We start from the raw sequence: 13,682 nt of genomic DNA on the forward strand, positions 1-13,682 counted from the left end.
CCCTCCTCAGCCGGCGGCGACCGGCCCGACCCGCTCGGCGCGCAGGGCCGCGCGTCGCACCTTGCCGGCGTCGTCGCGCAACGGCTCACTGACGTACTCGACCGACCGCGGCACCTTGTAGCGCACCAGCCGCTCCGCGACGAACGCGAGCAGCTCCGGCTCCGGCAGCAGCGCCCCATCGGCCTGGACGATCGCGTGGACGTTGTTGCCGCGCTCCTCGTCGGGCAGGCCGATCACCGCACACGAGTGGACCAGCGGGTGCTCGAGGATCGCGGCCTCGACCTCTGCGGGGTAGACGTTCGACCCACCGGTGAGGATCATGTCGCTGGCCCGGTCTCCGAGGTAGAGGTAGCCGTCCTCGTCGAGCCAGCCCATGTCGCCGAGCGACTCCCAGCCGTCGGCCGAACGGCGCGGCTCGGCGCCGACGTAGCGGTAGGTCGGGGTGTCGCGTTCCGACTTCAGCCACACCTCACCGGTCTGCCGGGGCGGCAGGTCGCGGCCGTCCTCGTCGCGGATCGTCACCGTCCCCCGGGCGGGTCGGCCGACCGAGCCGCGGTGCTCCAGCCACTCCTCACCGCTGATGATCGTCGAGGCCTGACCCTCGGTGCCGCCGTACAGCTCGTAGATCCGTTCGGGACCGAGCCACTCGACCCAGGCGTCCTTCAGCCAGGCGGGACACGGCTCCGCGAGGTGCCAGACGACCCGCAGCGCCGACAGGTCGTAACGGCCGCGCACCTGCTCGCCGAGCGACCAGATCCGCTTCATCATCGTGGGCACGAGGTAGACGATGTCGGCCCCGTGGCGATCGAGCGCGTCGAGCGTCTGCTCCGCGTCGAAGCGAGGCAGCACCACCACGTGGTCGCCCCAGAGCAGCGCCTGCCACGACCAGATCAACGGGCCGTTGTGGTACAGCGGCCCGGGCATGACCATGCAGCCGCCGGGGCTGATGAGAAGCGGCACGGGCCCGTCGGTCTCGAACAGCGACGGGTCGCCGGAGACGATCAGCTTGGGACGACCGGTCGAGCCGCCCGAGGTCGGCGCCTTCCAGGCCGGGGAGACGACGTCGGGCAGCGGCTCGTCGACGGGCGGCGCGGTGTAGCCGACCGGCAGGCATCGCCGGCCGGGAAACGTCGCCTCCTCGACGCCGAGGACGGCGGCCGCGTCGGCGAGCTCGACGATGGCGGTCAGCTCGCGCACCGGGAGCCTGGCGGACACCGGTTGCGGGATCGCGCCGATCTTCCAGCAGGCGGCGAACGCCACGAACCAGTCGACCGAGTTGGGCAGTGCCACCGTCACCATGTCGCCGACGCGCACCCCGCCGGCGCGCAGGTCATGGCCCAGGCTCGTGGCCGCCCGGTCGAGCTCGGCCCGGGTCAACGAGCGGTCGCCGCACGTGACCGCGGGCCGATCGGGGTCCTGGCCGGCCAGGTCGCGGATGCGTTGCGCGAAAGAGATCGGTGCCACGACCGCCATCCTGCCTGCTCGGCAGCGCAGCCGACCGGCGGGCGGCACTATGGTCACCCTGAACGCCCTGCCAGGGCCGTCCTCGACTCCCGAAACACGCGAGGTGCACCGACATGCCCGACATGTGTCTCGCGCAGGACCCCGACGCCGATGCGCTGCTGACGCGCAGCCCGCTCGCACTGCTGATCGGCATGGTGCTCGACCAGCAGATCCCGCTGGAGAAGGCCTTTCGCGGCCCGCTTGTCCTGGCCGAGCGCATCGGCGACCTCGACGCCGCCCGCATCGCGGACTACGACGAGGACGCGCTCGTCGCGGCGTTCGCCACGCCGCCCGCGCTGCACCGCTTCCCCAAGGCGATGGCCGCCCGCGTGCAGGAGCTGTGCCGGCAGCTGGTGGCGAGCTACGACGGCGACGCCGCCCACGTCTGGACCACCGCGCGCGACGGCAACGAGCTGCTCCGACGGGTCCGTGGGCTGCCCGGCTTCGGGGAGCAGAAGGCGCGCATCTTCGTGGCGCTGCTCGGCAAGCAGCTCGGCGTCCGGCCCCGCGGGTGGCGTGAGGCTGCCGGCACGTTCGGCAAAGCCGGCTCTCACCTGTCCGTCGCGGACATCGTCGACGCCGAGTCGCTGGGACGGGTGCGGGCCTACAAGCAGCAGATGAAGTCCGCGGCGAAAGCCTCCGCCTAGCCTGCCCCGGCCTGTGGCACCTCCGCCGTTGGGACGTTCGGCCCTATCAGGCGACGGACCCGGCGCGTGAGATGGGCACATGCCCGTCACGCTCACCCATAGCAACCGGGGCGACGTGGCGGTCATCGCCGCCCACAGCGATCCGGCCGTGTCGTTCCTCTGCCGCTCGCTGATGGCGGGAGCCGCCTTCTCCGATTACGCGGCCGTCCTCATCGACCTGCGCGACGCCGACCTCTCAGACAGCAGCACGCTGGCGGCGATCGAGCAGGCCGCCCGCAGCTGCCTGAGCCGACGTCAGCTGCTGGGTGTGGTCCGGCCGGGAGAAGACGTCGCCCATGCGGTCGCACGGGTACGTCGCGGACGCCGGCTGCTCGAGGGTCCTGCCGGCACCGCCACCACCTCGGCGCGCGTGGCCGGCAACGTGCTCAGCGGCCTGTTGAAGACGGCAGGCGCCGTCGTCCGGCAGGTCGCCACGGCCCGGGCCCAGCCCCCCCACTGAGCCCGGGCCACGGCCCCCGCACCGGATCACAACAGGCGGTGCGGCGGGCGAAGGGCCGACAACCGTCGACGTACGGCGGACTCGGTGGCCGCCACGACGTCGACGTCGACGTCGACGCCGGTGTTGCGCAGCTGTATCCAGTAGCGCGAGACGCACCTGATGACGCTGCCTGCGGGGAAGACGTCGGCATACTCCGCGATCAGCCGTTCGGTCATCACCAGCATGCGCTCGCGCGCCGCCCGCCGCTGCGCGAACGACGCCGTGTCTACCGTCACCGTCATGCCCGGTCTCCTGTTCGGCATCCGGTCCCCGTGCTTGGCATGCTGCGGGAGACACCGTGAAGATGTGCCGGAACCGGTCCACAAACCGGCCCGATGCCCGAGCGCGGGTACGTCGTTTGCACGACAACCCGTCCCTGGAGCCGCCCCGTGCACGTCGTTTCCGAGCAACACCTGAGCCGCGTGCTCGGCAACCTGCGTGCCGAGCAACCACGGATCGTCGCGAGCGGCAACGCCGCCGCGCCGGCGACCCTGCTGACCGCGGTCGACGCCGCGATCCCGGCGTACCGGCTGTTCATGCTCAACGCCCCGGCCGGCCTCCTGCTGCGCGACGGGGTGATCCCCGAGACGCCGTTCGTCGGTCCGGGCATGCGCGGACATCCGCTGCTCGCCTACACGCCGTGCCGACTCAGCCTCGTGCCGCGCCTCATCACTACGCGGCTGGTTCCAGACGTGGTGGTGCTCAACACCACGGTCCCTCGCGACGGGGTGGTGTCCCTCGGCATCGAGGTCAACATCCTGCCCGCCGCGATCGAGGCGGCGCACGACCGCGGCGCGTTGGTGGTCGCGCAGCTCAACCGGTCGATGCCCTACACCTACGGCGACGGGCAGGTGCCGGTCGCCGACATCGACTACGCGGTCGAGGTCGACGAACCGCTGCGCGCCACCACGGCGCGCCCTTCCGACGAGACGCACCGGGAGATCGGTGCCCGGGTGGCCTCGCTCGTCGGCGAGGCCGCAACGCTGCAGGCCGGCATCGGCGCGGTGCCCGACGCCACGCTCGCCGCGCTGAGCGGGCGGACCCGCCTGCGCGTCTGGACCGAGATGCTGAGCGACGGCGTGATGCACCTGGAGCGCGCCGGGGCGCTCGACGGCGACCACCCGTTGCGTACGTCGTTCGCGGCCGGGAGCCCCGAGCTCTACGACTGGATCGACCGCAACCGGCGACTGGTCTTCAGCCGCACCGAGAAGGTCAACGATCCGGCGCGGATCGCGCGGCAGCCGGCGATGACGTCGATCAACACGGCACTGCAGGTCGACCTGTTCGGCCAGGCCAACGCGTCGTACGTCCGGGACCAGATCCACTCCGGCTTCGGTGGTCAGACCGACTTCATCGTCGGCGCCCTGCACGCGACCGACGGCAACGCGGTCGTGGCCCTCGCCTCGTGGCACCCGAAGGCCGACGTCTCGACGATCGTGCCCGCATTGCGTGCGCCGGCCACGTCGTTCCAGCAGTCGTACGTCGTGACCGAGCAGGGTACGGCGCCGTTGTGGGGCAGCTCCCAGCACGAGCAAGCACGGGCTCTCATCGAGCAGGCGGCGCACCCCGACGCGCGGGACGATCTCCGGAGGGCGGCCGCCGAGGCTCACCTGTTGTGACCCCCGGCACCAGGTTCGGGACCAACGCCCCTAACGCGGCGGGCGGACGCGCACCAGCCTTGGAACAGGAGGTGGTTCACATGGCCGACACGGTGAACCCACTGGTGGTCGTCGGAGTCGACGGCTCGGAAGGTTCGCAGACCGCGCTTCGCTGGGCCGCGGACTACACCCGCCGTGCGGAGGGTCGGCTGCTGGTCATGGGCGCGTGGCAGTACCCGACGATGTACTACGGCTACGCGGTCGCGATTCCCGAGGACGACCTGGCCGCAGAGACCGAGCGCGCGGTACGCGCCTCGGTGACCGAAGTCCTCGGCAGTGAACCGGACCTCTCGGTCGATGTCCGCATCGCGCAGGGTCCGGCGGCCGAGGTGCTGCTCGAGGCGGCGGCGTCGGCCGACCTGCTCGTCGTCGGCTCGCGGGGACACGGGGCGTTCACCGGGATGCTGCTGGGCTCGGTCAGCGGCCACGTCGTGCATCACGCGGCGTGCCCGGTCGTCGTGGTCCGCCCCCCCAAGGCAGGCAAGTGATGGCCACGACCCTCGCACCGCCGGCCCGCATCTGGAAAGGCGCGGTCGCCGCCGCCGTGCAGGCACCGTCGATCCACAACAGCCAGCCCTGGCGCTTCGTCGCCGAGGGCGACCGGCTGCACCTGTACGCCGACCCGCGTCGGCAGCTGCAAGAGGTCGACCCGACCGGCCGCTCGCTGCATCTGAGCTGCGGGGCGGCGCTGATGCACGTGGAGCTGGCTGTGCACGCGGCCGGGCGTGACTGCCTGATCAGCCTGCTCCCCGACCCGGACGACCGGCTGCTGCTCGCCACGATCACCCTGGGGGGCGAGCGTTCACGCACGATCGTGGAACGGCGGCTGGCCGGCGCGATCGTCAAGCGGCACACCCACCGTCAACCGTTCACGGGCGAACCCGTGCCGGCCCCCGTCCTGCACCAGTGGCGCCACGGCGTGGCCGGTCGCGGTGCCTGGCTGCACGTGCTGTACCGCAGCGAGGATCTCGTGCTGGTCAACGCTCTGCTGGCACAGGCGGACGAGGCCGAGCGTTGCGACCCCGCGTACCTGGAGGAGCTCGCCGCGTGGACGCGTGACGACGGTCACCAGGGTGTGCCCGCCCGTGCGTGGCGGGACAGCGACTCCGTCTCCTGCGTGCCGCTGCGCGAATTCGGCAACCGTCCGCAGGGCGGCGAGAGCGCGGACGCCCCGCCTCCGGTAGAGCGTCCTCAACTCGTGCTCATCGGCACCGACGACGACGACCCGCGGGCCTGGTTGCGTGCTGGGATGGCGATGGAGTGGCTGCTGCTCGCCGCCACCGCCAGTGGCCTCGCGGCCTCCCCGCTCACACAGGTCCTCGACTGGCCGGCCTACCGCACCCGGGTAGCCCCGCTGCTCGGGTTGTCGGGCTACGTGCAGATGATCCTGCGCGTGGGCTACCCCACCACGGACGTGACGACCCCGCGCCGGCCGCTGTCCGACGTCTTCTCGGTCAGCTGAGCCGGTCCGTCCACCGGATGGCTAGCCCTTCGCCGCGCCGTCCGCGAGAGCGTCGAGGGCAATGGCGGCGTGCGCGTAGGCTCCGCCGGCCCGCATCTCCGCCGCGACCCAGATCGCTTCCATGATCTGCTCGTCGGTGGCCCCCTTGGCGTGGGCCAGCTTCGTGTGCCCGCGGATGCAGTAGGGGCACTGCGTGGTGTGCGCCACGGCCACCGCGATCAGCTGCTTGGTGACCTCGGGCAGCGAACCCTCGGCGAAAACCTGCTTGCTGAAAGCCGTGAACGCGTCGTGAGTCTGCGGCGCGAGCGCCTTGCGACGGGCACTCATCTCCGCGGTTGCGTGCGGAAACACGTCATGAGCCATGACCCCATCCTCATCTCGACACGACACATCTGTCCACCCGGCACCGCGCCGGTCCCAGGTTCCGGCGCGGTGCCCGAGGCCCTCAGGGGATCAGCACCGCGCGGCCGGCGACCTTGCCGCGGCGAAGGTCGTCGAGGGCGGCGTTCGCCTCGGTGAGGGGGTACTCCGTGAGCGGAGAGTGCAGCTTGCCGTACTGGGCCAGCGCGACGACGTCGGCCAGCTCGTTGCGGCTGCCCCAGTAGCTCGTCATGACCTCCACCTCGACGGGCAGGCCCAGGAACGACACCGGCAGCGCACCGCCGGCGATGCCGACCACGACGATGCGACCTGCCGCGCCGACGACCTGCGCCGCCAGGGCGAGCGTGTCGTCGCTGCCGACGAAGTCGATGACCGCGGCCGCGCCCCGCCCTTCGGTGAGGTCGTGGATCTCGCGGACCACGTCCGGCCCGGTCGGGTCGAGCACGACGTGTGCACCGAGCGCGTGCGCCTGGGCCCGCTTGTCCGCAGCCGTCTCGACGACGATGGTGCGTGCGGGGCTCAGCGCGCCGGCGTACTGCACGCCGTACTGACCGAGGCCGCCGGCTCCGATCGTCACGAGGTGACTGGCCGGTCCGAGCAGCGGCAGCACCTTGCGCAGGGCGCGGTACGGCGTCAGCCCCGCGTCGGTCAGTGGCGCAGCCTGCACGGGATCCAGGCCCTGCAGCGGCACCAGGTGTCGCTCGCCGGGCACCGCGATGTACTCCGCATAGGCGCCCTGCGCGCCGATGCCCGCCCAGCGACTGACGTCGCAGAGCTGCTCCTCACCGCCGAGGCAGAAGCGGCACGCCCCGCAGCCCCAGCCGCCGAAGACCGCGACCGCGTCGCCCGGGCGCACCGAGCGCACGCCGTCCCCGACCGCAGCGACGTAGCCCGCGACCTCGTGGCCCAGAACCCACGGGAAAGCGGGGATCATCGGGATCTCGCCGTCGATCAGGTGCAGGTCCGAGTGACAGACGCCCGCCGCAGCGACCTGTACGACCGCACCACCGGGCGGAGGCACGGGATCGGGTAGCTCGGCCGGTTCGAGAACTGCCTTGTAGTCCGGCAACACCATCGCTCGCATGTCCACCTCCAGCTTTCCGCCGCGACGATCGGTGCCGCGGCGCTAGTCCAACAGCACGCGCTCCCCCGGCCGCGGCACGACCGCGGTCCACTGCAGCTCCCGCTCGATCCGGTCCCGCAACGTGGCCGAGGCCCCGGGCTCCCCGTGGACGACGTAACAGACCTGCGGCGGCTGCGGCATCCGGCCGAGCCAGGCGACGATCTCGTCGGCGTCGGCGTGCACCGAGTAGCTCGGCACGTTGACGATCTCGGCGCGCACCGGGACGTAGCGGCCGTGGATCTTCAGGCTCCGGGCACCCTCGAGCAGGGCGCGGCCACGCGTGCCCTCGGTCTGGTAGCCCGCGAGCACGACCGTGTTGCGCGGGTTCGGCAGCAGCCACTCGAGGTGGTGCAGCACGCGGCCGCCGGTCGCCATGCCCGACGCCGAGAGGATCACCGACGGCACGGTCGGCGCGTTCAGCGCCTTGGACTCCTCGACGGAGTGCGCCTCGTGCAGGTTGCCCGGGTCGAACAGCTCCTCGCCGACGGGCAGGTCACCGCGGACCTCGGGGTCGCGCCGGCGGATCGCCTCGCGGTAGATCTGCAGCGCCGCGAGCGCCATCGGGCTGTCGACGTAGACGGGGACGTCAGGAATGGCACCACCGAGGCGAAGCCGGCGCAGCGCCATGAGGATGACCTCGGTCCGGTCGACGGCGAACGCCGGGATCACCACCGACCCACCCCGCCGGACGGTGCGGGTGATGGCCCGGCCGAGCGGGCCGTCGTCGGCGGCCTCGTGCCGCCGATCGCCGTAGGTCGACTCGACGACGACGACGTCGGACGCCGGCGGGTCGGGAGGCGAGTTGAGCAGCGGGTGGACCGGGCGACCGAGATCTCCCGAGAACAGGACCGTCTGCCCGGCGGCGAGCTCGAGCCGGACGCTGGAGGAGCCCAGGATGTGACCCGCCGGGCGCAGGGTCGCGCGCCATCCGGGCGTGACCTCGAACGGCTCGCACAGCGGCACCGAGCACATCGAGCGCACGGCCCGCAGGACGTCAGCCTCGGTGTAGAGCGGCAGCGGCGGGTCGTGCTTCGAGTAGCCGTGCCTGCGCGCGTTGTCGGCGTCCTCCTCGAGCAGGTGGGCGCTGTCGAGCAGCACGATGTGCGCCAGCTGGGCGGTGCCCTGCGTCAGGTACGTCGACCCCCGGAACCCCTGCCGCACGAGCGCGGGCAGGTACCCGCTGTGGTCGAGATGCGCGTGCGTCAGCAGCGCGGCCCCGATCCCCTCGGCGGCGACGGGGAAAGGCTCCCAGTTGCGGCGGCGCAGCTCGCGCAGGCCCTGGAAGAGACCGCAGTCGACGATGACCTTCGTGTCATCGACGCTGACGAGAAATCGGCTACCTGTGACCGTCCCGACCGCGCCGAGAAAGTCCAGTCTGGCCGTCATCGCTGCACTCTCAGTCCAGGACCGGTTCGTCGTACAGCTGGTCGAGCTCGACGCCCAGCTCGCGGGCGGCGGCGATATCCATGCAGTACATGTCCTCGAGCTCGGCTTCCTCGCCCGCCTCCTGCTCGATGTCGTGCATCGCCACGACCGGGTCGTGGTCGAGCAAGCGGCTGTAACGCTCGTCCACCTCGTCGTCGAAGAGCCGGCTGGTCACGTCGGCCTCCTCTCGTCGAGTCCAGGCTCACCGCGCCGCCCGGGCACCGGTAGGGCCGTTGGTCACGTCTGCGTCGCGGGACCTAAGCCTCTACGCGGATGCCGGTCCGGGCGAGAGGCTGGCAGTCACGAGGTCAGCCGCTCGTGCCGATGCGAAGGGGTGAGGGCGATGACGACGTGCCACGACATCTACGGGTACGACGACGAAGCCGCGAGCGACCGGAGAATCGTCGTCGGCGTCGACGGGAGCGCCGCCTCGCAGGCCGCGCTGCGCTGGGCGATCGACGAGGCGCACGCCACGTCGGCGCGGGTCGAGGCCGTGCTGGTCTATCCGCCGAACCCCTACCTGAACTTCGCGTTCGGTGACTACCCCGCCGTGACGGAGGCCCCCTACGACCAGTTCCGTCGGGACGCCCTCGACCAGCTGCGCCAAACGACCGCCGCCGTCGTCCGCCCGGAGGACCGGTTGCGGGTCGAGCTCGCTCTCGCCGCGGACAACGCACCGGCCAGGGCGCTGACCCGTCACGCCGAGAGGGCGGACCTGCTGGTCGTCGGCGGCAGCAGGCATCACGGGCTCGGCGTACTGCTCGGCTCCACCGCCTCGTCGTGCGTACGGCACGCCACCTGCCCCGTCGTGGTCGTCCCCGCCACCGTGGAGGCTGTGCACCCCGACGACTCGGTGCGCACCGTCGAGCGGAGATCGGTCTCGGTCTGAGCGCTCGCGCCTGCCGTCCAGCTGCCGCGGCCCGACGGCCCACGGTGAGTCGGGCGCGGCGCGCCGGCGGCAAGGCCACGTCAGGCGTCGTACAGACCCCAGCGGGCGACGGCACGGGCGACGTCTTCACCCGTCACCACGCCGATCACGTCGCCGGCCTCGTCGACCACCGGCACGGCGTCGACCCGGTCCTGGACCATGACGAGCGCCACCTGGCGGACGTCGGCGTCGGCGAGCACGCACGAGGTCCGCGGTCGGATCATGCCCGCGATCCGCTGCCTGCGCAGCGCCAGGGGGCCGACCGGCCACTGAGCGAAGACCTCGCGGTCGTCGAGCACCCCGACGCAGTGGCCTCCGGCGACGACGACCAGGTGGCGCACGCCGTGCTCAATCATGAGCGTCCACGCCGACCACGGGCTCGCGTCGGGGCTGACGGTCAGCACCGGCGAACTCATGATCATCCGCGCCGTGACCGGGTCAGCGACCTTCGTGCCGTCGGGGACGCCACCTCGCGGATGCGACGTCGTCATCGGCACCCACCTCCGTGCTCGAGCGTCTCCAACGGCGCGCGCCCACGCCAGTGCCGTTGGTCCTCAGCTCGGGCCCGACGTCGGGTCACCCACCGGGCGGCGATCCAGCCCGTGGCCGTGAGCGCCAGCACCGGGGCCAGGTCGGCTGCCGCGAGCGGCCGAGTCTCGAGCAGGTCCTGAAGCCAGGGCAGGTAGACCCCTGCCACGGTCAGGGCGAACGCGGCGGCCACCGCCGCGAACAGGAACGCGTGGCCGGGCGCGCGAGCGCGAACCCCCAGCCCCACGGCGAGCTGGGTTCCGGCGAGCGCGAGGAACAGCATGGTCTGCCACGGCCGGTCCGAGCCGTGGGCCGCCGCGCCGACCCCGAGGCTCACGGCGGTCACCACGAGCGCGAGCTGCAGGATGCCGACGGCGAGGCCATCACCGAGGACGTTCTGCTTCGCCGGACGAGGGGGACGTCGCAGCACGTCGGGCTCCGCCGGTTCGGCCCCGAGCGCGACCCCGGGGATGCCGTGCGTGACGAGGTTGACCCAGAGGATCTGGGCCGGCAGGAGCGGGATCGACAGCCCTACGGCCGGTCCGAGGAGCATGACGAGCAGCTCGGCGACCCCGCCCGTCAGCGCGTAGAGCAGGAACCGACGCACGTTGTCGTAGATGCGCCGGCCCTCCTCGACCGCGGCGACCACGGTGCCCAGGTCGTCGTCGGCGAGCACGAGATCGGCCGCCTGCCGGGCCACCTCGGTGCCGCGGCCGCCCATCGCGACGCCGATGTCGGCGCGGCGCAACGCCGGGCCGTCGTTGACGCCGTCGCCCGTCATGGCGACGACGTGGCCGGCCCGCTGCCACGCCTCGACGACGTCGACCTTCTGCTCCGGCCGGGTGCGCGCGAGCACCCGGACGCTCGTGAGGTCGACGTCCGAGCTCTGCAGGTCGGCACCGCTGAGGACGGCCTCGCCGTCCTCGAGCAGCCCCAGCCGTCGGGCGATCGCGGTCGCCGTGGCCGCGTGGTCGCCGGTGACCAGCACGGGCCGGATACCCGCCGCCTTGCATCCCGCGACGGCCTCGGCTGCGCCCTCTCGCGGCGGGTCCGCCAGCGCGACGAGGCCGGCCAGCGACAGGCCCGACTCGAGATCGTCCGGCGCAACGTCGCCACGCAGCGCAGTGGCCAGGGCGAGCACCCGGTAGCCGGACGCTGCGTAGTCCTCGGCCCGGGCCAGCGCGACGGCGACGTCGTCGGGGTCGGCGTCGACACGCTCGAGCACGACCTCGGGCGCGCCCTTCGTCACGACCAGCGTGCGGCCGTCAGGATTCCGGTGCACCGTCGTCATCCGTCGCCGGCCGCTGTCGAACGGTATCTCGGCCAACCGGGGGAGCCGCCGGTCGGCGGCGGCCTTCACGATGCCGAGACGCGCGGCGGCCGCGACCAGCGCGGCCTCCATCGGGTCTCCGACCGGCTGCCAGTCGCCGTGCGGACCGGCCGGCGGGCGCACCGTGGCGTCGTTGCAGAGAACGGCTGCCTCGAGCAGCGCCGCGAGATGGGGCGCGTCGTCGCGCGTCAGCCGTCGCCCGTCCGGGCCGGTGACCGCTCCGTCGGGCGCGTAGCCGCGACCGGTGACCGACGCTGCACCGTAGGGCGTCCACACCTGCTCGACCACCATCCGGCCCTCGGTCAGTGTGCCGGTCTTGTCCGTGGCCAGCACAGTGACGGCACCGAGCGTCTCCACCGCGGGCAGCCGCCGGGCGATGGCGTTGCGAGCCGCCATCCTCCGGGCGCCGAGAGCGAGCGCGAGCGTGACCACCGCCGGCAGCGACTCGGGGACGGCGGCGACGAGCAGGCTGATCGCCGTGACCACCATCAGCTCGACCGAGCGACCCTGGGCGAGGCCGACGGCGAGGACGATCAGGCAGAGCAGTGCGCCCACCATCGCGATCGCCCGGCCGAGGCCGACGAGCCGCTTCTGCAGCGGGGTCAGGGTCGGTGGCGCCGACATCAGCGCAGCGATCCGGCCGGTCGCGCTGGCGGCCCCCGTCGCGGTGACCACCGCCTCGCCGCGACCACGCACCACGACCGTCCCGGCGAACAGCTGGTCCCCCGCCGCCCCGGCCGAGGGCGGGTCCTTGTCGACGGGCACCGACTCGCCGGTCAGCGACGACTCGTCCACGGTGAGCGCGGCCGCCTCGACGACGTCGCCGTCGGCGGGGACGATGTCACCCTCGCCGAGTAGGACGACGTCTCCGGGGACGATCCGGCTCGCGGGTACGACCGTCACGGTCTCGTCACGCCGCACCCGAGCGGTGGGAGCGGTCATCGCCGACAGGGCCGCGACCGCCCGGTCGGCCCGCACCTCCTGCCCGACGCCGACGGCGGTGTTGACGAAGACGACCAGCGCGATGATGCCGGCGTCCGCGTAGTCGCCGGTCGCGATCGTCAACAGAGCCGCGACGAGGAGTACGACGATCAGCGGATCGACCAGCTGCTGCACGATGCGCCGGCCGAGCCGTACTCGGGGAGCAGCGGCGACGACGTTGTCGCCGTGCTCCGCCAGGCGACGGGTCGCTTCCGCGGAGCTGAGCCCGCTCCGGCTCGCGACCCCCACCGTCATGGCGCGGTCACGTCACCGGCGACGGTGGTGAAGCCGTAACCAGCGGCCCGCACGGCCGTGATGACGTCGGGAAGCGCGTCCGCGTCGTACGTCGTGCCGTCATCGGGGTTGGCGCCGACGTGCATGAGCACGATCTCCCCCGGGCTCAGCCGGGCAAGCACCCGCCGGACGACGTCCCGGGGCCCTCCGGCGGAGCGCCCCTCCCAGCCGAGCGTGTCCACCGTCCAACCGACGGCCTGATAGCCGAGCCCAGCGATGATCGCTCGGGTCCGCGTGTCGCTCTCGCCGTAGGGGAAGCGGAACCACGGATGGGGGTCGCGGCCGGTCACCCGGGCGATGGTCGCGGCGGCGGACGTCACCTCAGCCCGGACCGCCTGCCCGGACAACGCCGGCAGGTGCGGGTGGTCGACCGTGTGGTCACCGACGAGATGTCCGGCCGCGACGATCTGGCGTGCGGCCGCCGGCTGCGCGTCGACCCAGCGCCCGGTCAGGAAGAACGTGGCCGGGACGCGCTCATGAGACAGCGCGGCAAGGATCGGGGCGACTCCCTGCGCGCCCGCGCCCGCGTCGAAGGTCAGCGCCACGACCCGGCGGTTCGTGGGGAGGCGGTCGATCACCGTCGCGGCGACGGCGGCCGTCGAGGCGGGTGCAGTCGTAGGGGCAGGGGGCGCGACGCTCACGTCGGTTGTCGGAGTCCTCGACGCTGACGGCGTCGGGGCCGACGTGGGCGTCGCACCCCCCCTCGGCGACGTCGAGACCGTCGGGCTCGACGTCGCGGGTGAGCTGCCGCCGGGAGAAGGAGCGGTCCTGAGACCGGCTCCCGGCCCACACCCGGCGAGCAGCACGGTGGCGGTGACCGAGGTCACCGCCACCGCAACAGGTCGACGCACGGCCCGTCACCGGCCGGCGAGGACCTCACACCG

15 protein-coding genes are annotated in these 13,682 nt (G+C 72.7%); 6 read left to right on the forward strand and 9 right to left on the reverse strand.

Annotated elements, in window-relative coordinates; translation table 11 throughout:
* Positions 1-6 precede the first annotated feature (6 nt).
* Complete coding sequence (locus tag VFJ21_11870; protein ID HET7407815.1) at positions 7-1,473, reverse strand: AMP-binding protein; 1,467 nt, start codon at positions 1,471-1,473, stop codon at positions 7-9.
* Between the two features lie 104 nt (positions 1,474-1,577).
* Between VFJ21_11870 and VFJ21_11875 the strand changes: the two genes are divergently transcribed.
* Both VFJ21_11875 and VFJ21_11880 read left to right on the forward strand, forming a co-directional pair.
* Positions 1,578-2,150, forward strand: coding sequence for an HhH-GPD-type base excision DNA repair protein (locus VFJ21_11875; protein ID HET7407816.1), 573 nt, complete (start codon positions 1,578-1,580; stop codon positions 2,148-2,150).
* Positions 2,151-2,229: 79 nt separating this feature from the next.
* Entirely contained in the window at positions 2,230-2,649 is a 420-nt protein-coding gene (locus tag VFJ21_11880; GenBank protein HET7407817.1) for a hypothetical protein, read from the forward strand.
* Between the two features lie 26 nt (positions 2,650-2,675).
* Here the strand turns inward: VFJ21_11880 and VFJ21_11885 are convergent, their stop codons facing one another.
* A complete protein-coding gene (locus VFJ21_11885) occupies positions 2,676-2,930 on the reverse strand; it encodes a hypothetical protein (protein ID HET7407818.1) in 255 nt (84 codons plus the stop codon).
* 147 nt (positions 2,931-3,077) lie between these two features.
* On the opposite strand from VFJ21_11885, the gene VFJ21_11890 reads away from it, so the two are divergent.
* From VFJ21_11890 to VFJ21_11900, 3 genes are all read left to right on the forward strand, one after another.
* Entirely contained in the window at positions 3,078-4,307 is a 1,230-nt protein-coding gene (locus VFJ21_11890) for an acetyl-CoA hydrolase/transferase C-terminal domain-containing protein (GenBank protein HET7407819.1), read from the forward strand.
* Between the two features lie 80 nt (positions 4,308-4,387).
* Positions 4,388-4,834, forward strand: coding sequence for a universal stress protein (locus tag VFJ21_11895; protein HET7407820.1), 447 nt, complete (start codon positions 4,388-4,390; stop codon positions 4,832-4,834).
* Positions 4,834-5,808 (forward strand): nitroreductase family protein, encoded by a 975-nt coding sequence (locus tag VFJ21_11900; protein ID HET7407821.1) that lies wholly within the window; start codon positions 4,834-4,836, stop codon positions 5,806-5,808. The genes VFJ21_11895 and VFJ21_11900 overlap by 1 nt, the downstream gene beginning before the upstream one ends.
* A 21-nt stretch (positions 5,809-5,829) precedes the next feature.
* Here the strand turns inward: VFJ21_11900 and VFJ21_11905 are convergent, their stop codons facing one another.
* From VFJ21_11905 to VFJ21_11920, 4 genes are all read right to left on the reverse strand, one after another.
* Positions 5,830-6,171 (reverse strand): carboxymuconolactone decarboxylase family protein, encoded by a 342-nt coding sequence (locus VFJ21_11905; GenBank protein ID HET7407822.1) that lies wholly within the window; start codon positions 6,169-6,171, stop codon positions 5,830-5,832.
* A gap of 82 nt (positions 6,172-6,253) precedes the next feature.
* The gene (locus VFJ21_11910) at positions 6,254-7,273 is read right to left on the reverse strand and encodes an NAD(P)-dependent alcohol dehydrogenase (GenBank protein ID HET7407823.1); all 1,020 of its coding nucleotides are present in this window, start codon (positions 7,271-7,273) and stop codon (positions 6,254-6,256) included.
* A 42-nt stretch (positions 7,274-7,315) separates the two neighbouring features.
* Positions 7,316-8,698, reverse strand: coding sequence for an MBL fold metallo-hydrolase (locus tag VFJ21_11915; GenBank protein HET7407824.1), 1,383 nt, complete (start codon positions 8,696-8,698; stop codon positions 7,316-7,318).
* Between the two features lie 10 nt (positions 8,699-8,708).
* Positions 8,709-8,912: a hypothetical protein gene (locus VFJ21_11920; GenBank protein ID HET7407825.1), complete on the reverse strand. Its 204-nt coding sequence runs from the start codon at positions 8,910-8,912 to the stop codon at positions 8,709-8,711.
* 168 nt (positions 8,913-9,080) lie between these two features.
* Here VFJ21_11920 and VFJ21_11925 point away from each other — a divergent pair, with 168 nt between their 5' ends.
* On the forward strand, positions 9,081-9,626 hold the full coding sequence (locus tag VFJ21_11925) for a universal stress protein (GenBank protein ID HET7407826.1): 546 nt from the start codon (positions 9,081-9,083) through the stop codon (positions 9,624-9,626).
* Between the two features lie 80 nt (positions 9,627-9,706).
* Here VFJ21_11925 and VFJ21_11930 read toward each other — a convergent pair whose 3' ends face one another.
* The 3 genes from VFJ21_11930 to VFJ21_11940 are packed head-to-tail and all read right to left on the reverse strand — an operon-like array spanning position 9,707 to position 13,439.
* A complete protein-coding gene (locus tag VFJ21_11930; GenBank protein HET7407827.1) occupies positions 9,707-10,156 on the reverse strand; it encodes a CBS domain-containing protein in 450 nt (149 codons plus the stop codon).
* Complete coding sequence (locus tag VFJ21_11935; protein ID HET7407828.1) at positions 10,153-12,759, reverse strand: cation-translocating P-type ATPase; 2,607 nt, start codon at positions 12,757-12,759, stop codon at positions 10,153-10,155. The genes VFJ21_11930 and VFJ21_11935 overlap by 4 nt, the downstream gene beginning before the upstream one ends.
* A complete protein-coding gene (locus VFJ21_11940) occupies positions 12,756-13,439 on the reverse strand; it encodes a polysaccharide deacetylase family protein (GenBank protein HET7407829.1) in 684 nt (227 codons plus the stop codon). Before VFJ21_11940 ends, VFJ21_11935 begins: the two co-directional genes overlap by 4 nt.
* Between the last annotated feature and the right edge of the window lie 243 nt (positions 13,440-13,682).

This window comes from Mycobacteriales bacterium, assembly GCA_035690485.1.
Lineage (GTDB): Bacteria > Actinomycetota > Actinomycetes > JAFAQI01 > DASSKL01 > DASSKL01.

Bases quoted from the DNA above. Each gene is read 5' to 3' on its own strand.
- VFJ21_11875 (HET7407816.1), top strand. From the start codon at position 1,578: ATGCCCGACATGTGTCTCGCGCAGGACCCCGACGCCGATGCGCTGCTG.
- VFJ21_11895 (HET7407820.1), top strand. From the start codon at position 4,388: ATGGCCGACACGGTGAACCCACTGGTGGTCGTCGGAGTCGACGGCTCG.
- VFJ21_11880 (HET7407817.1), top strand. From the start codon at position 2,230: ATGCCCGTCACGCTCACCCATAGCAACCGGGGCGACGTGGCGGTCATC.
- VFJ21_11885 (HET7407818.1), bottom strand. From the start codon at position 2,930: ATGACGGTGACGGTAGACACGGCGTCGTTCGCGCAGCGGCGGGCGGCG.
- VFJ21_11910 (HET7407823.1), bottom strand. From the start codon at position 7,273: ATGCGAGCGATGGTGTTGCCGGACTACAAGGCAGTTCTCGAACCGGCC.
- VFJ21_11915 (HET7407824.1), bottom strand. From the start codon at position 8,698: ATGACGGCCAGACTGGACTTTCTCGGCGCGGTCGGGACGGTCACAGGT.
- VFJ21_11870 (HET7407815.1), bottom strand. From the start codon at position 1,473: ATGGCGGTCGTGGCACCGATCTCTTTCGCGCAACGCATCCGCGACCTG.
- VFJ21_11930 (HET7407827.1), bottom strand. From the start codon at position 10,156: ATGACGACGTCGCATCCGCGAGGTGGCGTCCCCGACGGCACGAAGGTC.
- VFJ21_11935 (HET7407828.1), bottom strand. From the start codon at position 12,759: ATGACGGTGGGGGTCGCGAGCCGGAGCGGGCTCAGCTCCGCGGAAGCG.
- VFJ21_11905 (HET7407822.1), bottom strand. From the start codon at position 6,171: ATGGCTCATGACGTGTTTCCGCACGCAACCGCGGAGATGAGTGCCCGT.
- VFJ21_11925 (HET7407826.1), top strand. From the start codon at position 9,081: ATGACGACGTGCCACGACATCTACGGGTACGACGACGAAGCCGCGAGC.
- VFJ21_11900 (HET7407821.1), top strand. From the start codon at position 4,834: ATGGCCACGACCCTCGCACCGCCGGCCCGCATCTGGAAAGGCGCGGTC.